This is a genomic window from Pseudoalteromonas umbrosa, from assembly GCF_030125375.1.
GTDB lineage: Bacteria > Pseudomonadota > Gammaproteobacteria > Enterobacterales > Alteromonadaceae > Pseudoalteromonas > Pseudoalteromonas umbrosa.
In genome coordinates, this window is record NZ_JASJUU010000001.1 from 515,022 (window position 1) to 538,969 (window position 23,948).

The 23,948-nt window shown below is 40.0% G+C and carries 14 protein-coding genes; 13 read left to right on the plus strand and 1 reads right to left on the minus strand.

Annotated elements, in window-relative coordinates; all coding sequences use genetic code 11:
* The first annotated feature begins 20 nt into the window (after positions 1–20).
* Positions 21–2,075 (plus strand): aminotransferase class V-fold PLP-dependent enzyme, encoded by a 2,055-nt coding sequence (locus QNM16_RS02265; RefSeq protein WP_284018971.1) that lies wholly within the window; start codon positions 21–23, stop codon positions 2,073–2,075.
* Positions 2,076–2,092: 17 nt separating this feature from the next.
* On the opposite strand, the gene QNM16_RS02270 is transcribed toward QNM16_RS02265, so the two are convergent.
* Entirely contained in the window at positions 2,093–3,154 is a 1,062-nt protein-coding gene (locus QNM16_RS02270) for a LacI family DNA-binding transcriptional regulator (protein ID WP_284018972.1), read from the minus strand.
* Positions 3,155–3,522: 368 nt separating this feature from the next.
* Here QNM16_RS02270 and pgi point away from each other — a divergent pair, with 368 nt between their 5' ends.
* The 12 genes from pgi (at position 3,523) to hrpA (ending at position 23,898) form a co-directional block, all read left to right on the plus strand.
* Positions 3,523–5,169: a glucose-6-phosphate isomerase gene (gene pgi / locus QNM16_RS02275; RefSeq protein WP_284018973.1), complete on the plus strand. Its 1,647-nt coding sequence runs from the start codon at positions 3,523–3,525 to the stop codon at positions 5,167–5,169.
* 314 nt (positions 5,170–5,483) lie between these two features.
* Positions 5,484–6,956 (plus strand): glucose-6-phosphate dehydrogenase, encoded by a 1,473-nt coding sequence (gene zwf, locus QNM16_RS02280; RefSeq protein WP_284018974.1) that lies wholly within the window; start codon positions 5,484–5,486, stop codon positions 6,954–6,956.
* A complete protein-coding gene (gene pgl, locus QNM16_RS02285; protein WP_284018975.1) occupies positions 6,956–7,666 on the plus strand; it encodes a 6-phosphogluconolactonase in 711 nt (236 codons plus the stop codon). The genes zwf and pgl overlap by 1 nt, the downstream gene beginning before the upstream one ends.
* 891 nt (positions 7,667–8,557) lie before the next feature.
* Positions 8,558–11,224, plus strand: a complete 2,667-nt coding sequence (locus QNM16_RS02290; RefSeq protein ID WP_284018976.1) for a TonB-dependent receptor — start codon at positions 8,558–8,560, stop codon at positions 11,222–11,224.
* 78 nt (positions 11,225–11,302) lie between these two features.
* On the plus strand, positions 11,303–13,276 hold the full coding sequence (locus QNM16_RS02295) for a vanadium-dependent haloperoxidase (protein ID WP_284018977.1): 1,974 nt from the start codon (positions 11,303–11,305) through the stop codon (positions 13,274–13,276).
* 46 nt (positions 13,277–13,322) lie between these two features.
* On the plus strand, positions 13,323–15,038 hold the full coding sequence (locus tag QNM16_RS02300; protein ID WP_284018978.1) for a CRTAC1 family protein: 1,716 nt from the start codon (positions 13,323–13,325) through the stop codon (positions 15,036–15,038).
* A complete protein-coding gene (locus QNM16_RS02305; RefSeq protein ID WP_284018979.1) occupies positions 15,039–15,707 on the plus strand; it encodes a DUF6445 family protein in 669 nt (222 codons plus the stop codon).
* Positions 15,708–15,717: 10 nt separating this feature from the next.
* Positions 15,718–17,238, plus strand: coding sequence for a tryptophan halogenase family protein (locus QNM16_RS02310; protein ID WP_284018980.1), 1,521 nt, complete (start codon positions 15,718–15,720; stop codon positions 17,236–17,238).
* A gap of 245 nt (positions 17,239–17,483) precedes the next feature.
* Positions 17,484–18,194: a SapC family protein gene (locus QNM16_RS02315; protein ID WP_284018981.1), complete on the plus strand. Its 711-nt coding sequence runs from the start codon at positions 17,484–17,486 to the stop codon at positions 18,192–18,194.
* A 231-nt stretch (positions 18,195–18,425) separates the two neighbouring features.
* Complete coding sequence (locus QNM16_RS02320) at positions 18,426–19,421, plus strand: isoaspartyl peptidase/L-asparaginase family protein (protein ID WP_417709488.1); 996 nt, start codon at positions 18,426–18,428, stop codon at positions 19,419–19,421.
* 87 nt (positions 19,422–19,508) lie between these two features.
* Positions 19,509–19,937 (plus strand): CBS domain-containing protein, encoded by a 429-nt coding sequence (locus QNM16_RS02325; protein WP_211035883.1) that lies wholly within the window; start codon positions 19,509–19,511, stop codon positions 19,935–19,937.
* A gap of 79 nt (positions 19,938–20,016) precedes the next feature.
* A complete protein-coding gene (gene hrpA / locus QNM16_RS02330; RefSeq protein ID WP_284018983.1) occupies positions 20,017–23,898 on the plus strand; it encodes an ATP-dependent RNA helicase HrpA in 3,882 nt (1,293 codons plus the stop codon).
* Positions 23,899–23,948 lie beyond the last annotated feature (50 nt).

Genomic DNA, 23,948 nt, shown 5'->3' on the forward strand with positions numbered 1-23,948 from the left:
TATAGTTATAAGTGGTACCCATGGCCCCCTCGAACCCTACTGAGTTTTACCTAGATGCAAACGCAACAACGCCAGTTTTAACACCTATTTTAAATAGTGTTATTGAAGCGATGACAGAGAACTTTGGCAATCCCTCAAGCTCTCATACCTCAGGGTTATTGGCTAAGGATCTTCTTGAGCAAACTCGAACTAAGGGAAAAGGTATTCTGGGAACGAAAGAGGGAGAGTTGCTTTTTACATCAGGAGCAACCGAGGGAATTCAAACCGCCGTAGTTTCATCGATTAGTCACTATATGCAAACTGCAAGTAGCACAATTGATAAACCCCTTTTGATGTATGGTGCCACGGAGCATAAGGCTGTGCCAAATACTTTAAAGCACTGGAATGAGACTTTAGGGTTACACGCGGAGCTGGTTGAAATCCCAGTGAACAAAGATGGAAAGCTTGACCATGCATTCATTGAGCGATACGTGCCTCACGCAGTTATGATTTGCACAATGGCAGTAAATAACGAAACGGGTGTAATGCAGGATTTATTAAAGCTTGAAGAAGTTATCCGTAAGAATAACCCGAATGTGGCTTGGTTAGTGGATTGTGTTCAAGCGCTTGGTAAAGTAAGCATAAATATGGATGCTATTACCATTGATTACGCCCCTTTTTCTGGTCATAAACTATATGCGCCGAAAGGAATTGGCTTTTTGTATGTTAGAAGTGGTCAACCATATATACCTTTTATTGCAGGTGGAGGGCAAGAATCTGGAATGAGATCTGGAACTGAAAACTTACCTGGGATTGCGGGGTTAAATACCTTATTTAGCCTGATCACAGAAGAGCGAGGTATGTTTCATACTACTAATCAATTAAAGCTACATCGAAAGCTACTCGTCGACGCGTTGCAAGATACTTTCCCGTGCGTAACTTTTCATAGTAAACCAGAAGTTTCAGTCCCAACAACTATTAACTTTTCTTTAGAGCATTATACCGGTAAGGAAATAATCGATTTATTTGATGCTGCAGGCATTAGGGTGAGTGGAGGCTCAGCTTGTAGCTCAGGAGTTTCGAGTAGTTTTGTTTTGGAAGCTATGGGACTAGATGAATGGCAATGTAATAACGCAATAAGAATGTCATTTGGTCCTGCTGATAGCACTGAGTTTATTGAAAGCGCATGTAAGGCAATTCGATCAATAAAGCAGTTATTGTCAAATTGTGATAAAGAGAATGATATATTGGAGCTGCATCGATCTCGTTGGCAAGGCATAACCCAATTAACTTATCAAAATGAATCAAGCTGGTTGTTTGTTTCACCAAGTAAAGAAGCCATTATCGTTAATCCAGTCGCTGCGCTTATTCCTAAGTTTAAACGTATATTCAGCGAATATGGGATTGAAGTAAAGGCGTTTATTGTGAACAGAACTAAAGGGGGGAGTGACTCGTTAATACACAATACTGAATCTACTTTCGGGAAATCAGTACACATATTTGATAGCGCATCTATTAAACATGCCGGAGTGCTTTTAGCAAGCGATAACTGGAAGGTGAAATCTGTAATTTCTAAACAAGGTAGTTTTTTAGATTTGGAGTTTGAGAGTACCGAATCAGCAATGCCAGTCGTTGTTTCAGGCATACAAAATAATGCAAATAGGCTTGATTGTTATGCGAACAAAGTTCTGATCATTGCTCAAAATCGTATTTTCTTTAATGGGAATATAAACAGAAGCAATCAAAGCATGGGGTTGACAAAAAATGACATACATAACACGCATATTGCAGATAGCTTCTGTGCAATAAACTGGATTAAAACTAATAATGGAGTTGTATTAGATATCCGCGAGTGGGGAGAGCATAAAGTATCATCAAACTTGTTAACTAAAATATCGCAACAAGGTTTAGCATCTGTTGTTAACATACCTGCAGGTCGGTTAGTGAATGCATTTATTGATGGTACTCTATCGCCGGAAGTTTCATATCTTTTACTATGTCGTAGTGGGAAGCGTTCGAAACAGCAAATGACAACCATGCAGTCACTAGGTTTTAGAAACTTTGCAAATTTAACCAAGGGTCTGGCGCTTCTATAAGCACCAAACCTAGTAATTTATAGTGGGGCAGGACCTGTACTCTCACGTATAACTACTGACGGCGTGAAGGTCGTTATAATATCTTTGTCCTGTTTTCTACTACCTCTTGTTTTAGAGAACAATAACCTAGCTGCATGTTCGGAAATTACACTATTAGCCTGATGTGCAGTGGTTAGCTTGGGCCATGTTTGTCTAGAGAATGGAGAATCTTCGAATCCTGAAATTGAGAGTTGCTCAGGGATAGCAATATTCATCAGTCGTGACGCAAAGAGCGCGCCAGCTGCAATTTCATCGTTACCGCCTAAAATAGCAGTGATTTTAAAAGCATTATTATTCTTCAATAGAGCTTTAGCACCTTCAACACCAGACTCGAACGAATAGGTTCCCTCATAAATTAAATCTTCATTCAAACTGAGGTCATGATCTTTTAGCGCTTGTTGATAACCGGCTAAACGTTCAGTAGTTGATTTGTGCTCGGCATCTCCACAAGCGAATGCAATGGTTTTGTGGCCTAACTGAATTAAATGCTCTGTAATTTCATATGCTGCAGCATAATCATCAACATATATACAGTTATTTGTTTTGTGCTCTTCAGCTTTACCTTCAATAGGTTCTGAAGCATTGTTTTGGCCAGAAAGCAGTCTGACATAAGCAACGCCTAAGTTATCAAGCATATCAATAATATCTTGTTGCTCGGACAGAGGCGGAGTTAATACTAAGCCAGCAAGTCTTGAGCGTTGTATCATGGTAGCGATTTCTTTATGCATATCTGGATCTTGAGCACAGCAAGGATGTATAACCAGCTCGTAACCTTCTTCTTTGCACCTTGATAGCACACCATTTTGCATGTCAATGACGTAGTATGCGTTTGGGTTATCATATACAAGGCCAATAGCAAATGAAGAGGTACCCGCCAAATTCCGTGCTGCAGTATTTGGTTGATAGTTAAGCTCTTCGACGGCTTGCATAACCAAATCGTAAGTTTTTTTTCTAACCGAAGGTTCTTTATTTATCACCCTTGATACAGTTTTCATTGATACGCCTGCATGTTTTGCGACGTCGTTGATGGTTACTTTCATTTTTTTTCTTCTATATGAATAAGGCTAAGCTTTGGCCAAAAATTGAGTGCTTTACTCTCAGAGTCCCTTAAATGCTGGCTTTTAATACAAAATTATATGATTCAGCATAACGTTTAAGGCAATATAGTATATTTCAGCTTTTCATGAAACGATCAAATTTGTACGCTTGTGTTTTTTAACATTAACTGAATAACTTTAATTAATTTTATGATACCGGTGTCAAAAAATAAAAAATCAGTTATTATATGCAAAGTAAAATGAGGAACATGCAGTTTGACAGCGTTGTCATTTTAACTTATGGTTAACGCTCGAATATGTTTATGTGTGTATTTATGTGTTTACACACTATCATCGCTAGGGGAAAAATTATGAATTGCCGTACAACATTACCAAGTTGGCACGCATTATCAGCAGCATCAGAACAACTAAAAGAACAGCATTTAAAGACCCTTTTTGACACTGATAGTGAACGCTTTGATAAATTTTCTCGTCAAATTCCTGGCGTTCTTTTTGACTTTTCCAAGCAGCTTATTGATAGCAATGTGTTTGAACAGTTAATTAAGCTTGCTAAAGAATCAGACGTAGCGGCATGGCGTGATAAAATGTTTTCTGGTGAGAAAATTAACATCACAGAAGACCGCGCTGTATTACATATAGCCCTTAGAAACAGAGATGCTACACCAATTTTTGTCGATGGCATTAATGTGACTGAACAAGTTCAAGCTGAACTTGAAAAGATAAAGGTTTTCACCGATCGAGTGAGAAGCGGCGAATGGACTGGTTACACTGGTAAAACCGTAAAAGATATCGTTGCTATCGGTGTAGGTGGTTCAAATCTAGGTCCTCAGATGGTGACTGAGGCACTTGATGCATACAGCGATGGTAATTTAAACGTTCATTATGTTTCTAATGTTGATGGTGTTCAACTTGGTGAGGTTTTGAAAAAAGTTCACGCTGAGACCACCTTGTTTGTTATCTCGTCAAAGACGTTTACGACTTCTGAAACGATGAATAACGCACGTTCAGCAGTTTCTTGGTTTTTAGATAGTGCTATTGAGCAAAGCGCAGTTGCGAAGCATTTTGTCGCAGTAAGTACGAACCTTGAAAAAACCCGTGCATTTGGTATTGCAGATGAAAATGTATTTACAATGTGGGATTGGGTTGGCGGACGATTCTCTCTGTGGAGTGCTATTGGGTTGCCAATTGCATTGTATCTTGGCTTTGAAACGTTTGTAGAAGTACTTGAAGGTGCGTTTGAGGTGGATACGCATTTCAAAACTGCTGAGTTTGAAAATAATATACCGCTAATTATGGCACTTCTAAGTGTATGGAATTCAAGCTTTCTAGGATATACATCTCAAGCTATTTTGCCATATGATCAAGCGTTGCACATGTTGCCGGCCTATTTGCAACAAGGTGAGATGGAAAGTAATGGTAAACATGTCACATTTGACGGTCAGACTGTACCATATACGACGGTGCCAATTATTTGGGGTATGACAGGTATTAATGGCCAGCATGCATTTTATCAATGTTTGCACCAAGGAAATGTTATCGTACCATCTGATTTTATTGCTTCAGTTGAACCACAAATTGCATTGGGTAATCACCATGACGTGCTGCTGTCTAACTTCTTTGCACAGACAGAAGCTTTGATGGCGGGTGTAAATGAGCAGGAGATCCGTGAAGATTTAGCCGCTAAAGGCAAGTCTGAAAGTGAGATTGAAAAACTGGTTGCGCATAAAATACATCAAGGCAACCGTCCGACAACATCAATGATCTTAGATAAAGTGGATGCAAAAGCTGTAGGCAGACTGATTGCGCTTTATGAACATAAGATTTTCTGTCAAGGCATCATATTGAATGTTTGCTCTTTTGATCAATGGGGTGTTGAACTCGGTAAAGGTTTGGCTAGCAACATTGAAGCAGAACTAAAACAAGACAATATTCGTCATGACCACGATAGTTCTACATCAGGTCTAATTGCTTACTATAAGCAAAAAAGAAATAGTTAAAATCGTAGCATTAGGCTACGACAGTAAAGAATACCTTTGAACGGGTAGCGCTGGAGTACTTAGGGCCTGTATTTTTGTGAGAGGAATTACAGAGCCCCTAAGACTCATTTTAAGGACTGCGAAATTAATAAATTTTCAACAATTGCTAGGTATGTTTCTTCTGCATCCTACGCAAATTTGTGGTCTGAGAACGAATTCAAACCTATAAGTGAAGTTGTGTTTGGCATGTTTACCTAAAACACCAAACGGTTTTGATTGTAGCGCGTGTTCTCTTTAGAGTAATGACCGCGCACCTAACCTTGTGAGAAATAATTATGCTTAATCCTTTTGATATCGTAATTTTTGGTGGGGGTGGCGATTTAGCGTTAAGAAAATTGTTGCCTGCTATGTATCGTGCATATCAAGAAGGCAATCTGCCTGAAGGTAGCCGCATTCTACCTACCGTTCGAGAAGAAAGTAAAAAAAATGAATATGTAGAAAACGCTGGCAAAGCACTCAAAGAGCATTTAGGTCAAGGTGAGTATAACGAAGCGGACTGGAATGAATTCTCTCAGTATTTGGTTCCTGTTGTCGTTAATGTCACAGACGCGGATAACAACTGGGATATACTTCGAGATATTTTAGAGCAAGATGACAAAGACAAGTCTCGGGTTTTCTATTTATCTCTTCCTCCTGCAGTATATGGTAAATGCTGCGAACTCCTCTCCCAAAAATCTTTAATTAGTAAAAATTCCCGAGTTGTTGTTGAAAAACCAATAGGCTATTGCGGCGATTCAGCCGAAGAAATCAATGCTAAGATTGCTGAGTATTTTGAAGAAGAACAAATTTTCCGTATCGATCATTATTTAGGAAAAGAGACGGTTCAAAACTTAATGGCTTTAAGGTTTTCAAATGTACTTTTTGAAAACTTATGGGATGCTAAAACGATAGACAATATCCAAATCAGTATTTCAGAGACTGTCGGTTTGGAAAGCCGAGCTGGTTTTTATGATAAAGCTGGCGCATTAAGAGATATGGTACAAAACCATTTGTTGCAACTGCTATGTCTTGTTGCCATGGAGTCTCCTCATAAGCTTAACGCGAACCGTATTCGAAATGAAAAGCTTAAGGTGCTCGAAGCATTAAGACCGTTGACAGACGAATTAGTTGATGAAAATGTTGTTCGAGGCCAATACGTACCTGGAGATTTGAATGGTAATTTAGTACCTGGTTATTTAGAGGAACTAGGTGAGGGGTCTAGCACAACCGAGACATTTGTTGCAATTCGTGCTCATATTGATAATTGGCGTTGGTCTGGTGTGCCTTTCTATTTAAGAACTGGCAAAAGAATGAAGCAACGTTGTGCAGAGATCGTTGTCGAATATAAGCCAGTTTCTCATAATGTGTATGATGATACTGTGGGTCCAATTTTGCCAAATCGCCTGATCATAAGGCTTCAACCAGAAGAAAGCATTCAACTGACCTTAATGTCAAAGAGGTTAGATAACCTAGAAATGCAGCTTGAGCCAGTCACGCTTAATATTGAGCTGAGTGAAAAGTACAGTAATGGTTTCCACTCAGATGCTTACAAGCGTTTGATGTTAGATGCTGCAGCGAATAATCCATCACTGTTTATTCACCGCGATGAAGTAAGACAAGCTTGGAAGTGGATTGACCCAATCATTGCTCGTTGGCAAGAGAAGGGCACGCCTGCATTATATAGGGCTGGCTCTTGGGGACCCGAGTCGGCGGATGAGTTATTAGAAGAAAAAGGTCACGCTTGGTTTAATGTTGGAGAGAAAAATTAATGGTAATTTTAAACGAAAAGTTTTTTGACTCTAAAGACGAGATGACAGAGCACTTAGCTTCGTTATTGGAAAATACATTGAGCCAAGCAATTGAATCTGACGCTGCTGCAAGCATATTGGTATCTGGTGGTTCTTCACCAGCGCCTGCTTATAAGCGACTGTCAGGTTTGGACCTAGATTGGAGTAAAATAACAGTTGCGATGGTTGATGAACGTTGGGTGTCACCAAGCCATGAAAAATCAAACGAAGCTTTTATCAACTCTACATTGTTACAAGACAAGGCATCAAATGCAGTATTTGTAACTATGAAAAATGAACAGCAATCAGCGATAGCTGGCCAAAGTGAAGTTGAAGCACGCTATCAGTCTTTAAAACAGCCATTTGATGTAACTATTTTGGGTATGGGACCTGATGGTCATACGGCTTCGCTTTTCCCACATGCTGATGGTTTAGAAGAGGGGCTAAAAACTGAGCAGCTTGTTTGTGCAATAAATGCAAAAGAAAGTGAAGTAACGGGTAGCATTACTGAGCGCATGAGTTTATCACTGTCTGGTATTGCTAATACTAAGCATGCAATTTTGTTGATTAGTGGTGAAGCGAAGCGCACCGTTTATGAAAAAGCAAAAGAGCAGGGCTCTGAATTAGATATACCATTAAGAGCTGTATTGGGACTTCCAGATTTAAAGCTAAGTGTTTTTTGGTGCCCTTAATGCATTTTTATAGAAAAACGTGTGTTTAACACGTTTTTCTAGCTTCAAGTAATTATTTATACTTTTATTAACTCCCTCTGAGATCTTCAATACAAGTCCTTTTTATTGAAAATAAATACTGTTTGCTTATATACATTACTTTATAAGTAACAGTTTGAGCCTTTCGTTTACTAGAAATTGATAGTAGTGAATATGTTTATCCAAGTCCGAAAATAATTGAAGTTAAACCCGCGAGCTTGATGTGAGAGCACATTAGTGCCGATAAAATTTCAATTTCAGCAAGTTAACGTATAAAAACACATACTTTATCAGTATTTGTTATATATGAAATTTGCTATTTTCCTTTATTTTCGTCGTTTTTATTGCGTCAAATGGAACTTTTTCTTTTTAGTTGAAAATTAATTTCTTTATTTTCAACTGGATCCATCAAGTTTTATTTTTTGTCCCGCAAGGGTGCTAAGATTCGCGCTTTTACTAGACATTAGGTTAAAATTAAACTAAAATGACAGCGTTGTCATTGAGAATTGTTATCACCTTGAACAGCTTCTGCCCAGGCTATTGTTTTGACTAACTCTTCTTTTATTGCATTAAAACTATGCGGTTTCTCAATTAGATACAAAAATTTAGTATCATTCACCCTATAAACTACAGATTTATGCATCTTGTGTGGTATATTAGTCAGCGTTTGTAACAAAGTATGACCAAGCTTTACATAATTCATTATTATTCAAAGGTTTAGTACCTTTAATGAAAAATTTTAAAGTTTTTGTTTAAAAAACATGTAGCGATTATGTAATTTTGGGTGTATTGTTTGTTATTAGATGACAGCGTTGTCATCATCACTGGGCAGAAGTGATTTTAAAACCAACAAAATGATTCAAGGGGAATCCTGTGTTAGCTAATAATTTTAAGAAAAGTTTACTAGCTGCAAACATTGGTCTTGCGTTAACCGCAGGCGTATCTGGTGTAGCAGTTGCTGATAGTGGTACTCAAGTCAAAGAAGACGTAGAAGTAATTGAAGTACGTGGTATTCGTCGTTCATTAGAAGCGTCATTAAATACAAAACGTTTCGCGACTTCTGTTGTAGATTCAGTATCTGCAGAAGACATTGGTAAGTTTCCAGACAAAAACGTAGCAGAAACGCTTCAGCGTATTCCTGGCGTGTCAATTTCTCGCCAATTCGGTGAAGGTTCTGAAGTTTCTATCCGTGGTGCAAGTAAAAACTTGACGCTAACAACGTTAAATGGTCAATCAGTCGCGTCAACTGGCTGGTACACGCTTGATCCTATTAGCCGTTCATTCAATTATTCAATGCTTCCATCTGAACTAATTTCAGGTGTTGATGTATTTAAAGGTTCACAAGCTGACCTAGTAGAAGGTGGTGTTGGTGGTTCTGTCAATGTTAAGACTCGTAAACCACTAGACCTTGAAGCAAATGCAATTTTCGCTTCTGTAGAAGGCCAATATTCTGGTGGTTCTGAAGAGTGGGATCCGCAAGTATCTGGTCTATATAGCTGGAAAGACGAAGATGAGAAAATCGGTTTCCTAATTGCAGCTGCAAAACAAGACCGTACAATGAACCGTAAAGGTGTTGAAGCTGCATGGCAGTGGGCTGCAGGTGAAGGTTCTTTCTATCAAGAGCGTGAACGTGAAGCAATTAACTTCACTGCACAGTACCGTCCTACAGATTCACTTGAGCTTGGTGCTAGCTACCTTTCTTTAGAGTTGGGTGCTAACAACGTAAACACAGCATTCTGGTATTTCCCTAATGGTGATAAAACAACTGCTACTGGTCCTTCAGGCGCAGTTAAAGGTGGTTTCGGTGGACATGAGCCTCTAACTTGGTTGTATCCAACGCAAGCTGATGGCACTGCTGCTGAAGCTTATCTAGACGTTCGTCCAAGAAGTGCGACGATGAAATCAGATACTTTTGATTTCAACCTGAAATATGAAGGTGATAGTTACACGATTACAGCACAAGTTGGTACAACTGATGCTGAAGGTGGTACGAATTTCGAATCTAACTACACGGGTGTTGTTTCTGGTGAGTTAGCTCGTGGTTCATACGACGCAACTGGTAAGATTTTCCAATTCGGTACGCCTAACTCAGGTATTACAAATGGTGATTTGCTTCAGGTATTAAACCAGACTGGTCAGTCAGTAATTCAACCAAATACGGATAAGGAAGATTATTTCCAAGCAGATATCAAGTTTGATGTTGATTACGGCGCAATTACAGCTATTAAAACTGGTGTTCGTTTTACTGACCACAAAGTAACTCAAACTCGTCAAACTGGTATCGCAAAAGAGAATGTAAGCACGGACGCAACGTCAATTGTTGGCCAGTTAACTAATGGCTCAATTGAAGTTGGCTTTGACGACTCATTAGTTCCATTCTTTGACCATGATAGTGCGCAAGCTCATGCTCGTTCTTTATTAAGCGGTTTCGAAGTTGATAAAGGCGGTGAAGTTGAACTTGAAGAAGAGAACTTCTCTGCATATGTTATGGCTGACTTCTCTGGTGAAGGCTTCCGTGGTAACTTAGGTGTTCGTTATATCAGTACTGATGCAAAAGCAGGTTATTACGGTGTAGGTGTTGATAGCACAGGTGCTTTCCAGTTTACTGATTGGACTTACTCTGAGCACGATTACAATGATGTACTACCAAGTGCGAATATTGTATTTGACATTTCTGAAGACGTAATTGTACGTTCATCAATCGCTCGTGTTATCACTCGTGCACGTTATCAAGAAATGTTCATGAGCTTAGGTGGATTTAACACTGCTACAGATGGTCAAGCTGGTAATGAATCTTTAGATCAAGGTAGCATTGCACTTGAACCGTTCTCTGCAACGCAGTTTGATGTATCATATGAGTGGTACTTCTCTCCATCATCTATGTTCAGCTTGGGTTATTTCCACAAGAACATCGATACTTTCTTCCGTATAGATGAGAAAAGAGATCAACAAATTGGTCTAAATGCAGCTGATTTAATAGCTGACCCAGCGAACATTCCTGCGGGTTGTAATGGCAACACTGACTGTTGGACTGTGAACTCATTTAAGAACGGTGCAGGTGGTACTCTGCAAGGTATTGAAGCTCAGATCTTCCATGATTTTGACAATGGCTTCGGTACTACAGCTAACTACACATTCTCTGATTCTGACATCGATGAAGAAAACTTCTCAGATCGTCGTGGCTACTTCTCTAACAGCTCTAAGCATCAGGTAAATGTATCTGCATACTATGAGAATGACATCTACCAAGCACGTCTATCTTATAACTGGCGTTCAGAGTACATGCTAAGAGAACCTGGTTTCTACGGAAATCGTGAGCAAGACGCTTATGGTACCCTAGACTTCAGTGCTCAATATTCTGTAACAGAATATATGGACCTAACGTTTAACGTTACGAATATCTTAGAAGAAGACCTAGTAACTGTAGGTAACGATAACCCTGAGCTTGAAGGCCAAGGCGGTTACCGTGTAGCTGGTTTCCCATTATTTGCATACGCAGGGGAACGTCGTATTGTATTTGGTGCTAGATTCTCATTCTAATCTAAAGCCATTTAAACAAATCTATGATGCCCCGTATTTCTAAAATGCGGGGCATTTTTTTTAAAAAAGACCAATAAAATGATAAAATTACTACTTCCAGTCTCTATTTTGGCGACATTGGTAGGTTGTGGTGGTGATTCAAAAGATACTCCTACTCCTACAACGACACAAACACCTTCAGAACCTACGGTTATCGAAAAGCCAATCGTAGAACCAGATAAATCTATGGCTAGGCAATGGAACGAAGTGACACTAGAAGCAATCAGAAATGATTATGCACGTCCTACGGTTCACGCCAGGAACCTCTTTCATATATCAGCGGCAATGTTTGATGCTTGGTCTAGTTATGAGCAAAGGGCTAAAACATATTTATTAGGTAATACATTGAATGAATATCAATGTGACTTTGATGCTTCGAACATTTCGGTAGAGGGTAACGTATATACCGACCAAGAAACTGCGATTAGTTACGCTGCTTATAGGCTAATAGAGCATCGTTTTGAAAAGTCAGCTTTTCCTCATGAAACGATGGAACTAGCGAAAAGGTTGATGACAGAAAATGAATACGATTACACCTTTACTGGTACTGATTACAGTGAAGGGGATGCTAGAGCGCTTGGTAATCATATTGCAAGTTGTTATATCAGCTATGGCTTTACTGACGGTTCAAATGAGCAAAATGGTTATGAGAATCGATATTATAAAGCTGCAAATGAAGCATTGGTTGTTAATAAGCCAGGAAATCCTAATCTTGTTCATGTTGACCGTTGGCAACCCTTACGTCTTGAACAATATATAGACCAAGCTGGTAATGAAGTAAGCCAACAACCTGATTTCCTAAGCCCTGAATGGGGAGAAGTATCAGGGTTTGCGCTTACCAATGAAGATAGGCAGCTAAAGTATAGAGATTCTCATGAATTTAAAGTTTTCATGGATCCGGGAGCACCACCGAGCTTACTTACAGAAACAGATTTTTTTCAGTGGAATTTTGAGCTTGTATCTATTTGGTCGAGTCACCTAGATACTGCTGATGGTGTAATGATTGATATTTCTCCTAATAATATTGGCAATATACAGTCGCTTCCTGATACAGAGTCTGGCTACAAAGACTTTTATAACTTATTGGAAGGTTTGGACGCTAGCCAAGGGTATGAGATTAATCCGATCACAAATCAACCTTATGAAAAACAAATTGTACCACGTGGTGATTATGCAAGAGTACTTGCTGAATTTTGGGCGGATGGACCTGACTCTGAAACTCCACCAGGCCACTGGTTTGTTATTTTCAATAAAGTCACTGATCATCCAATGCTTGAAAGAAAGATTGAGGGTGAAGGGGAAGTTGTTACTAAGCTTGAGTGGGATGTAAAAGGGTACTTTTCTTTGGGTGGAACCATGCACGATGCAGCCATTTCGGCGTGGAGTGTCAAAGGGTTTTATGATTATATTAGACCTGTTTCCGCTATCAGGTATATGGCAGGTTTAGGGCAAAGCACTGATCCAAACTTACCAAATTACCATGAGCAAGGCTTGAATTTAAAAGAGGGTCTTATTGAGCTTGTTAACAAGGACGATGAGCTTGCGGGTGCCCAAGGTGAGCATATTAATAAAATCAAACTGTATACTTGGCGTGGCCCTGATCATATTGAAGATTCATTTGAAGACACAGCTGGTGTAGGCTGGATCCTTGCAGAGAATTGGTGGCCTTATCAGCGACCTACTTTTGTAACTCCTCCTTTCGCAGGTTATGTATCAGGCCATTCAACCTATTCTAGAGCTGCTTCTATTGTTATGACTAAGTTTACGGGCAGTGAATTTTTCCCTGGCGGGATGAGTGAGTTCAAAGTTGAGAAAGATAACTTTTTAGTTTTTGAAAAAGGTCCAAGTGTAGACTTGGAGTTGCAATGGGCCACTTATCAAGATGCAGCTGATCAGTGTTCTCTTTCAAGAATTTGGGGTGGGATCCATCCTCCTGTCGATGATATTCCGGGGCGCAAGATGGGTGAAAAAATCGGGACTAATGCATTTGAATTTGCAAAGTCTTTATTTTAAAGCGCGTTTACGTATGACACATGTATAAAAATAAGGGTAGTTTAAAATGAAAAAATCATTGATTGTAGTTGCTCTTCTATTAGCTGGTTGTGGGGGCGGAGGCTCAAGTGAAAGCACCGCACCTACGGTAAGTGAGCAAGTGGACCAAGATAAGCCGACCGTAACTGAGCCAGCCCCTGTCACGGAAGAGCAATTTTTCTTTATCGAAAAAAGTGAAGAGTCAAATATTACTTATACGCATGACTTTGGCCTCGACAGAGATGCAACAATTTCAGAAGCTTTTGTAGGCGGGATTGCCGCAGGAGATATAGACAATGATGGTGATCTTGACATTGCATTGATTGGTGAGCATTTAGTTCTTTTAACAAATGATGGCAAAGGCCAATTTACAGATGTATCTCAAGCTATGAGTGTGTCTAATATCAGTGGTATGTTGACGGGCTTATCTTTTGGGGACGTCGATGCTGATGGCTTTATTGATCTGTTTGTAGGAGGCGTTAGTGGTCAAGCTCCAAGATTACTGAAAAATGTTAATGGACAAAAGTTTGAAGATATTACGCAGCAGGTAGGGTTAACTGTTTCAAAAGACAATACCGTATCGGCTTCCTTTGCTGATTTAGATGGTGACTCTGATTTAGACATTATCCTTAGCCATTGGGGTGAGGCAATTGTAGATGGCGTTAGCACAGAGCATATCTGGATCAATAATATTGATGCTGGCACTTTGACGTTTACTGACAAAAGCCTGGAATATGGTTTAAACAAAATTTATCAAGACCAAGTAAATGGCCTTGATAGTTCCTATGAAAATGTAGCTAAGTTATCTACTGATACTTCTTTTACGCCTCTGGTAGTGGATATAGACCAAGACAACGATCAAGATATTTTGATGGTTTCTGATTTTGGCGGCACTAAAGTGTTGATCCAGAACAATGGCAAGTTTACAAATATGTCAGATAGTAACATTAACGATCAAAGTGGAATGGGCTCTGCCTTATATGACTTTGATTTTGACGGCGATTTAGATTGGTTTGTTACGAGTATCTTCCGTAAAAAAAGAGACGATCATCAACCTAACTTTAGCTTGGATTGGCACGGCAATAAGTTCTATGTTAACGATGGTAGTGGCCAATTCGTTGACAATGCCGTAGAGCTTGGCGTGGAAAATGGCGGTTGGGCATGGGCAACATGTTTTGCTGATTTTAATCATGACGGGAATATAGATATCTTCCAATCAAACGGTTGGGGTGTTGAAGATAAGACGTTTAATCAATATCTAACGGATAATTATAAACTTTATTTAGGCTCTACTTCAGGCAAGTATCAGGAACATGCATTTAAATCACGCATTACGAGTATTAAAGAGGAACGTGAGAACTGGCAGGGCCGTGGAGTAGTTTGTAACGACTTAGATGGTGATGGTGATATAGATATTCTAGTATCTAGAAACCAGCAGTCTATACAGTATTTTGAAAACCAGTTGCAATCTAGCAATCAGCACTTGAGAGTAAGCTTACGTCAAGGTGGCCTGAATCGATTTGCTCTTGGCTCTACAGTTATCGTTGAGTTTGAGTCAGGAAAAGTGCGTTCAAAGTTTTTATCAGGCAATTCAAATTATGTTTCTCAATCTGCACCAATTGCCCATATCACAGTACCGAATGATGATAGCATTAAGTCTGTCAAGATTAAGTGGCCAGATAACTCATTGGAAATAGTGACAGATTTTTCTTTAAATACAATTAACTATGTGGAGAAAGAATAAATGAAGGCAGAGGTTGAGTACATAGGTGACTCCCAGCAACCTGTTGTGATCATAGACGAGTTTTTGAATGATTACGAGGAAGTAGTAGCGCAAGGACACGATGATGGATTTGCACAAGAGCGTGGAGATACAAATTTTTATCCCGGTAATAGAAAGCCTGTGCCTCAACCTTTGCTTGATAAGGTATGTGATAAATTAAAGCCAATTATTGCAGAAACTTTCGGCTTAAATGTGAACTATCCTGAATGGCAAGAAGGGTACTTTGCTTATGTCGATAAACCTGCGGATGCGCTTTTACCATTACAAAAAGTGCCTCATTTTGATAGTGTTTGTAAAAGACAAATTGCTGCGATTTTATATTTATGCGAGCCTGAGCTAGGAGGAACGGGTTTTTATAAGCACGTTGAAACAGGGCTTGAACTTGTTGTTGAGGAACATGTTAAGCGCTATCAACAGTCAGTGTTAAAACAATTGGAACAGTATAAATTTGATGGGTATTGTGTAGATAGCAATGACTGTTTTACACAGATCCATAAGGTTGATGCAAAACCAAATAGGCTTGTTCTTTATCGTTCGGCACTACTACATAGTGGGATTATTACAGACAAAAATTTTGATACGGCATATGGTAAAAAGCGACTAACTATGACGGTTTTCATGTATTTTTAGAGTGGTTGAAATGAATAATAAGATTAAAAAAGTGGTTATCGCAGGCGGCGGCACAAGCGGTTGGATAACTGCCAATTATTTAAGCCAATTAATAGAGCAAGTTGAAATTGTGCTCGTTGAGTCTGAAGAAATTGGGATTATAGGTGTTGGAGAAGGGACGTTTCCAACAATTAGAAGAACGATGCAGGCGTTTGGAGTTGATGAACAAGATCTGGTAAACCATTGTGAGGCAACTTTTAAGCAAGCGATTAAATTTGTAAATTGGATGAAGCCTCAACCTGGCGAAGAAAATAATTTTTACTATCACTTATTTGATGTGCCTAGAAAAGCTCCAAATTTGGATTTGTCGATAGAGTGGTTGAAAGATCAAAGTGTTGGCGAGTTTGCGTCTTCGGTGAGCGCGCAAGCTAGAAATTGTGATCTACGTTTAAGCCCACGTTATCCGACAGACCGGCAGTATGAAAGTGAGCATAACTATGCTTACCACCTTGATGCAAAAAAAATGGCAGCTTTTTTAGCGAAAAAGGCACAAGAAAAAGGTATACAACGAATTGAAGGTAAAATTGTCTCCGTATCCCAAAATGCACAGGGGGATATTAGCGCGTTGCACCTTGAAAGTGGCCAGCAAATTGAGGGTGACTTGTTTGTTGACTGCACAGGTTTTAAAGCACTAATCATTGGCGAAACTCTTAATGTTCCTTTTGAAAGTAAGGCTGACAATTTATTTGTTGATCATGCACTGACTATTCAAATACCCTATGAAAGCGAGCAGCAAGATATAGAGTCTGCGACCATCACAACTGCACAAACGGCTGGCTGGATTTGGGATATTGGCTTGCAGTCTCGTAGAGGTGTTGGTTATGTATATTCTTCAAAGCATATTAGCCATGAGGCAGCCAAAAAAGAGTTATGTACTTATCTAGGAAAAGATTCGTCAGCAGAGCTAGATTGTAGATTGGTGAAAATGAATGTGGGGTATCGTCGTGAGTTTTGGCATAAAAACTGTGTTTCAATCGGTTTAGCACAAGGCTTCTTAGAGCCCTTGGAGTCTACAGCAATAGTTATGATTGAAGCTGCTGCTCACTACTTGTTAGAAAAGTTTCCTCATGACCAACAATCCATGGCAGTGACTGCACAGAGGTTTAACGATAGCTTTAAAGAAAGATGGGACAGTATCGTTGATTTTGTCAAGCTACACTATGTATTATCGGACAGAGAAGAGCCTTTTTGGGTAGATAACCGTAAAGAGCAGGGGATCCCAACTTCGCTTCAAGATAAGTTAGCCGGCTGGAAATATCATCCACCTTCAGAGTATGATTTTTCAATAAACGATATATTTGCAGCTGACAGCTATTCGTATATTCTCTATGGTATGGGGTACGGTACAGAGACTCCGATAAATCGTTTATCTTCACGCCCTGAAAGAGACATTGAGTCGTTTAAATCTTTCCTTTATGGGCTTTCGAAAGATCTCCCATCTCATCGCTCATATATCAATAGTGTGAAGCAGTTTGGTATACAAAAACTATAGCGAGCACTGATTTTGCTATTGCTTTACATTAATGTAAATAAGTGTTGGAAATTATCGCCACCATTATAAGGTGGCGATAAACAATTTTTTTAAATTCTAAATAGATTGAAATTCGTTCTCCTCCCACCATCTATGTATCTTGAGGCTTGTATAATAGTAAATATTTAGCTTCCAATTTGTCTCGAAAACCGATAGCCTTAGGACCACAAAAAAGTAATAATTTCGAATTTGAATGGAGTAGTATTATGGCGGAGCAACAAGTGCAGCCTTTACACAACGAGAAGCATGCTAACCTTAAAGTACAAAACGGCATCAATGTTGAATTTCTTAAGTCTCAGCACCTAATCCCTGTTGTTGCACATGAGTTTGCTCGTGTTGCAACTGAATTCCCAATGGCTTTTGTTAAAAATACTGAATCAGGTCAGTTTCAAGCTGTTGCATTATTTGGTCTTGAGCCAGGTGAAAACCTATATGTTAAAGATGGCAAGTGGCAAGCAGGTTTTGCACCTTTAGCTGCTGCTCGCTACCCGTTTGGTCTTGTTAAGCACCCTGAAGAAGATCAATTTGGTATCGTTATCGACGAAGCAAGCCCACTTGTAAGTGAAGAAACTGGTAACGCACTATTTGCTGACGGTAAAGAAACAGAATATCTTCAAGCACGTAAAGAAGCGTTAGTAAACTATGTTGAATTTGCACGTGTAACAGAAGTATTCACTCAGTTCCTTGCTGAAAAAGAGCTTTTAGTTCAACAGACTCTTACTGTAGAAATCGCTGGTGAGAAAAAAGACATCAATGGTATCTACCTTGTAGATGAGCGTAAGCTTAATGAATTAAGCGATGAGGATTACCTAGAGCTTCGTAAGCGTGGCTACCTAGCACCAATCTTTGCTTTCCTTACGTCAACTCACCAAGTTGCGCGTCTAGCTCGTCTTAAAGCACAATCACAAGAAGCATAATTAATATTATCTTTAAGTGAAAAAAAAGCGCCCTTGGGCGCTTTTTTGTTTTTGCAATCGAAGTATTACAAGTTCGCACTTTATATTTGCAATTCGAGTTCTGTACTTAGGCGCATATTGTTGCACAAATGCAGTCATAAGTTTATCTTGCCTGGTTAAGTAACAAATAAATCATAAATAAAACAGGAACTCAGGATGCGCAAGTTAACAATGCTTAGCTCTGCATTTGTAATGCTCACCACTTTGCAAGTGTCTGCTACAGAAATCAACAAGTCACCTATTGCTATCGCTATCCATGGTGGCGCTGGCACAATTGAAAAAAGTCGATTCACACCAGAGCAAGAAAAAGCGTATCGCGCAAAGCTTAAAGAAGCGGTAGAAGCGGGCTATCAGGCACTTGATAAAGGTGGTGATAGTCTTGATGCAATTGCTATTGCGATTAATATTTTAGAGGACTCTCCTTTTTTTAATGCAGGTAAAGGCGCTGTCTATACCTATGAAGGCCATCATGAACTAGATGCCTCAATCATGGATGGGCGAGACCGTCAAGCTGGCGCCGTATCGGGGGTTAAACACGTAAAAAACCCGATTAATCTCGCTCGTGAGGTGATGGAAAACTCTGTCCACGTTATGCTCAGCGGAGAAGGAGCAGAAAAGTTTGCGAAGCAGCAGGGTCTAGAACTTGTTAAGTCTGAGTACTTTAATACCCCACATAGATATGAAGCTTTGTTGCGAGCAAAAGAAAAGCTCAAACAAAAAGAAAGCGGCACCAAAGACTACCAAGCGTTGCATCAGGCACTTCCAGTGCGTTATAAAATGGGTACAGTGGGCGCTGTTGCGTTAGACAAACATGGTAACCTAGCTGCAGGTACCTCTACAGGGGGGATGACTGCAAAGCGTTATGGTAGAGTGGGCGACTCACCAATCATTGGTGCCGGTACTTTCGCGGATAACAGTTCATGTGCTGTTTCTGCAACTGGACATGGGGAGTACTTTATTCGATATAATGTCGCTGCCGATATTTGTGCACGCGTTGCTTATCAAAATAAATCCATAAACCAAGCAGGTAAAGAAGTGATTTTTGGCCCTATGTATAAAGCGGGTGGAACGGGTGGTGTGATCATCGTCGATTCGAAAGGTAACATCAGCATGCCATTCAATACGAAAGGTATGTATAGAGCGAGTAAATCAAATTCAACGCAAACCTATGTAGAGATTTTTAAATAGCCGCTTCAATTGTTGATTCTTAGGCAAATTTTTCAGTGCCAGCTACTATTATAAAAGTAGCTGGCATTTTATTTGGGGGAATAAACAATGCAATCAGTTAAAGTAGCAGATTATTTTAATCACAGACCAGTAACGTTTAGTTCAAATATGCGTATTGAAATGGCGGTTGAAAAGCTTTTACAAAGTGGTCAATCAGGCGGTCCTGTTTTAGATGACAACCAAAAAGTCATTGGGTTTTTATCTGAGCAAGATTGTATTAAAAAGATGCTGGAAGCAACATATCAAAATGAGTCCCACAGTATTGTCTCTGATGTTATGAATAAGCAACCTGTATGCGTAAGTCCCGATGACAGTATTTTGCAAATTGCCGATAGGATGTCTAACGACAAACCTAAATTGTATCCGGTTTGTGACGAAGATGGCCGACTAGTTGGGGTAATTACCAGAGCACATGTTTTACTCGCTTTTGATAAACATTTGCACGATACTTACGAATCAGGCAACAGATTTGTTTAAAAACTTGTTTTTACTTGGGTAGATTACTCAGGTTTTGATAAACTACGCGGCGATTTTGGAATTTTCAAGGTGTCGTGTAGTGGACTTAAAGTCGTTGTATTCAGGTATCCCTTTTTGTTTAAAGAAGGATCAGTTTTTATTTAAAAAACGTCTACAAGGCGTGAAAAAAATAGCCGACGAAAAGAAGCAACAAAAAGTGATTGCTCAAATCGGCGAGTCCATTGCCCGAAGCCAGCAGTTGAAAACGCAACGTCAAGAAGGTTTACCGCAAGTAACCTACCCTGAAGCTTTACCTGTAAGCCAGAAAAAAGAAGACATCAAGCAAGCGATTGCTGAAAACCAAGTGGTTATCGTAGCAGGTGAAACAGGGTCAGGTAAAACCACTCAGCTACCAAAAATTTGTCTTGAGCTTGGTCGAGGTATTGACGGTTATATAGGCCATACGCAGCCTCGTCGATTAGCCGCAAGAAGTGTTGCGAACCGAATTGCTGAAGAAGTGGGTTGTGAGCTAGGTGAAGAAGTCGGCTTTAAAATTCGCTTTAGCGACCAAGTTTCTGATAAAAGCTATGTAAAGTTGATGACTGACGGTATTTTACTGGCTGAAATTCAACAAGATCGATTTTTAAATCAATACGACACCATCATTATTGACGAAGCCCACGAGCGTAGCCTTAATATTGACTTTATTTTAGGCTATTTGAAAAACTTACTACCAAAGCGCCCAGATCTTAAAGTTATTATCACCTCAGCAACCATTGATCCTGAGCGTTTCTCAAAGCATTTCAATGATGCGCCAATCATTGAAGTGTCAGGTAGAACCTTCCCTGTAGAAGTGCGTTATCGCCCTGTTATCGATGTATCAGGTGAAGAGAGTGAAGCCGAGAATGACCAGCTACAAGGTATATTTGACGCAGTTGATGAGCTGTGTGATGCAGGCCCAGGTGATATTCTTATTTTCATGAATGGTGAGCGAGAAATTCGTGATACGGCTGATGCGCTGTCAAAACGCAACTTAAAAGGCGTTGAGATTTTACCGCTGTTTGCACGTCTCTCGAATGCTGAACAAAACCGAATTTTTGCGCCCCATAGCCATCGTCGCATTGTACTTGCCACGAATGTTGCTGAAACATCCCTAACAGTACCTGGTATACGATATGTCATAGACCCGGGTACGGCGCGTATAAGTCGTTATAGCTATCGAACAAAAGTTCAGCGCCTGCCAATTGAAGCGGTTTCTCAGGCAAGTGCAAATCAACGAATGGGTCGATGTGGTCGAGTTGCTGCGGGTATTTGTATTCGCCTTTATTCTGAAGAAGACTTTTTAGGGCGGCCAGAATTTACAGATCCTGAAATTCTTAGAACTAATCTCGCATCCGTTATTTTACAGATGCTTGCACTTGGCCTTGGTGATATTGCTAAGTTTCCATTTGTACAGGCGCCAGATAGTCGAAATATCAAAGATGGTATGGCGCTTCTGGAAGAGCTTGGCGCGGTAAAAGCAGCATCACGTCGAGAAAACGCCAAGTTGACTCAAGCTGGTAGAAAGTTAAGCCGTTTACCAATTGATCCCCGTTTAGCAAGAATGGTGATGGCATCAGCAGAGCAAGGCGCTTTAAATGAAGTTATCGTCATTGCGGCAGCGCTGTCTATTCAAGATCCACGAGAACGACCTCAAGAGAAACGCGGGGCGGCAGATGAAAAGCATGGCCGATTCGACGACCCTAACTCTGATTTCATGGCATTTTTGAATTTATGGCAATATTTAGAAGAGCAGCAAGAAGCACTGTCGCGAAGTCAATTCAGAAAGCAGTGCCAAAAAGACTTCTTAGCTTATATGCGTATCCGTGAGTGGCAAGACATAGTTTATCAGCTTAAGACTGTGTGTGATGAAATGGAGTTTAAGGGTTCTGGCAACGAAGCGGGCTTTGATGCTATCCATCAATCTTTACTTAGCGGTATGCTCAGCCATATTGGTATGAAAGATGAAAAACAGCACTATAAAGGCGCACGCAATAGTCTTTTCCATATTTTCCCAGGCTCCGCATTATTTAAGAAAAGCCCTAAGTGGTTGATGTCAGCGGAGCTGGTAGAGACGAGTAAGTTGTATGCACGTATTAATGCCAAAATTGATTTAGCCTGGGTTGCGCCTCTAGCGCAGCACCTTGTAAAACGCAGCTATAGCGAGCCTCATTGGGAGAAAAAGCAGGGTGCAATTATCGCTTTTGAACAACAAACGCTTTACGGGTTGACCATTGTTTCGAAAAAGCGCACCGTTTACAGCCAAATTGACCCAGTTATTAGCCGAGAGCTATTCATTAAAGAGGCGCTTATTGGTCAACAGCTTGGTCAAAAAGCCCAGTTTTTAGAATATAACCAATCTCTTGTTGAAGAGATCCAATCATTAGAAAACAAAGCCAGACGCCGAGATATCTTGGTAGATGAACAAACTATGTTTGAGTTTTATGATGAGCGGATCCCAAGTGATGTAAATAATCGAGCTGCATTTAATCAGTGGTTTAAAAAGCACAGTGATAAACGTGTTTTGCACATGAGCAGAGAGTCCTTAATGCAACACGATGCTGATAAGGTAACCGCTTTTGATTACCCAGATATTTGGCAACAGGGTAATTTAACACTGCCACTGAATTACCACTTTGAACCAGGAAAAGCCGTTGATGGTGTGACCGTTAATATTCCTTTGGCGTTGCTTAATCAGGTTCAAAACGAAGGCTTTGATTGGCATATTCCAGCGCTTAGGCATGAATTGATCTGCGCATTAATTAAGAGTTTGCCAAAGACTTTGCGAAGAAACTTCGTGCCTGCGCCTAATTATGCGGATGCGGTATTGGCTTCAATTGAGCCTTTACAAGGGGCTTTACTCGAATCATTGGCGACAAGATTATTGCGTATGACCGGTGTCAAAGTGGCCGAAACTGATTGGGATCTTAGCTCGCTGGAAAACCATTTGAAGATGCAATTTGAGGTGGTAGATGATTCGGGCAAGGTGATTGCACATGGCTTTGATTTAGAGGCGTTGAAAGAAAAACTGCAAGGCAAAGTTTCACAAACGCTTTCTAAAGTTGCAGAAAAGGGCATTGAACAAGAGGATTTAACCGAGTGGGTATTTGGGGAGTTACCAAAAGAATATACCAAGACCCAAGGTGGCTATGAGATTAAGGCATTCCCTGCGTTGGTGGATAAAAAAGATAGCACTTCAATCTCGCTATTTGATCACCCTGATAAAGCAGCTCAAGCGCACCAACTGGGCTTGCGTAGACTTATTCTGCTTAACATTCCTTCACCGGTAAAATACTTACAGCAGCATTTACCAAATAAGGCTAAATTGGGACTGTACTTTAATCCATTTGGGAAAATTCATGATTTAATCTCTGACTGTACAGCAGCTGGCGTAGATAGCCTATTAAAGCAGTTTGATACGATTAGAGATGAATCTGAGTTTGAGCGTGCTAAAGAGTATATTCGTGGCGAGCTAGGCGATCAAGTAGTGGAAATTGCATCGCAAGTGGAACAAGTATTGAGTATTGCTCACAGTGTCAATAAACGCATGAAAGGCCGTGTTGATTTGACTATGATCACTGCACATGGCGATATTAAATCTCAGCTAGAGTTGCTTATCTTTAGAGGGTTTGTGAGTGATCACGGTGCTGACAAAATCGTCGACCTTTTGCGCTATTTGAAAGCCATTGAAAAGCGCTTAGAAAAGTTACCCGTTGACCCTAACCGAGATCGTTTATGCGTACTAGAGTTAGATAAAGTATCAGAGTTGTACAGTCAAAAGTGCAACAAGGTGCCAAAAGGGATGCCTGTACCAAAAGAACTCATGCATATTTTTTGGATGATACAGGAACTAAGAGTGTCTTTATTTGCTCAAACCTTAGGTACACCTTACCCAATTTCGGCTAAGCGTGTCATGAATGCATTAAATGAATTGGATTTATAGGAATTGACTTGCAATTTGCTTTGAGCCAATTACCTTAATAAGAGGATTTA

Excerpts from the sequence above, each read along its gene's own strand:
- QNM16_RS02265 (WP_284018971.1), top strand. The coding sequence starts at position 21 with ATGGCCCCCTCGAACCCTACTGAGTTTTACCTAGATGCAAACGCAACA.
- QNM16_RS02270 (WP_284018972.1), bottom strand. The coding sequence starts at position 3,154 with ATGAAAGTAACCATCAACGACGTCGCAAAACATGCAGGCGTATCAATG.
- pgi (WP_284018973.1), top strand. The coding sequence starts at position 3,523 with ATGAATTGCCGTACAACATTACCAAGTTGGCACGCATTATCAGCAGCA.
- zwf (WP_284018974.1), top strand. The coding sequence starts at position 5,484 with ATGCTTAATCCTTTTGATATCGTAATTTTTGGTGGGGGTGGCGATTTA.
- pgl (WP_284018975.1), top strand. The coding sequence starts at position 6,956 with ATGGTAATTTTAAACGAAAAGTTTTTTGACTCTAAAGACGAGATGACA.
- QNM16_RS02295 (WP_284018977.1), top strand. The coding sequence starts at position 11,303 with ATGATAAAATTACTACTTCCAGTCTCTATTTTGGCGACATTGGTAGGT.
- QNM16_RS02300 (WP_284018978.1), top strand. The coding sequence starts at position 13,323 with ATGAAAAAATCATTGATTGTAGTTGCTCTTCTATTAGCTGGTTGTGGG.
- QNM16_RS02305 (WP_284018979.1), top strand. The coding sequence starts at position 15,039 with ATGAAGGCAGAGGTTGAGTACATAGGTGACTCCCAGCAACCTGTTGTG.
- QNM16_RS02310 (WP_284018980.1), top strand. The coding sequence starts at position 15,718 with ATGAATAATAAGATTAAAAAAGTGGTTATCGCAGGCGGCGGCACAAGC.
- QNM16_RS02315 (WP_284018981.1), top strand. The coding sequence starts at position 17,484 with ATGGCGGAGCAACAAGTGCAGCCTTTACACAACGAGAAGCATGCTAAC.
- QNM16_RS02320 (WP_417709488.1), top strand. The coding sequence starts at position 18,426 with ATGCTCACCACTTTGCAAGTGTCTGCTACAGAAATCAACAAGTCACCT.
- QNM16_RS02325 (WP_211035883.1), top strand. The coding sequence starts at position 19,509 with ATGCAATCAGTTAAAGTAGCAGATTATTTTAATCACAGACCAGTAACG.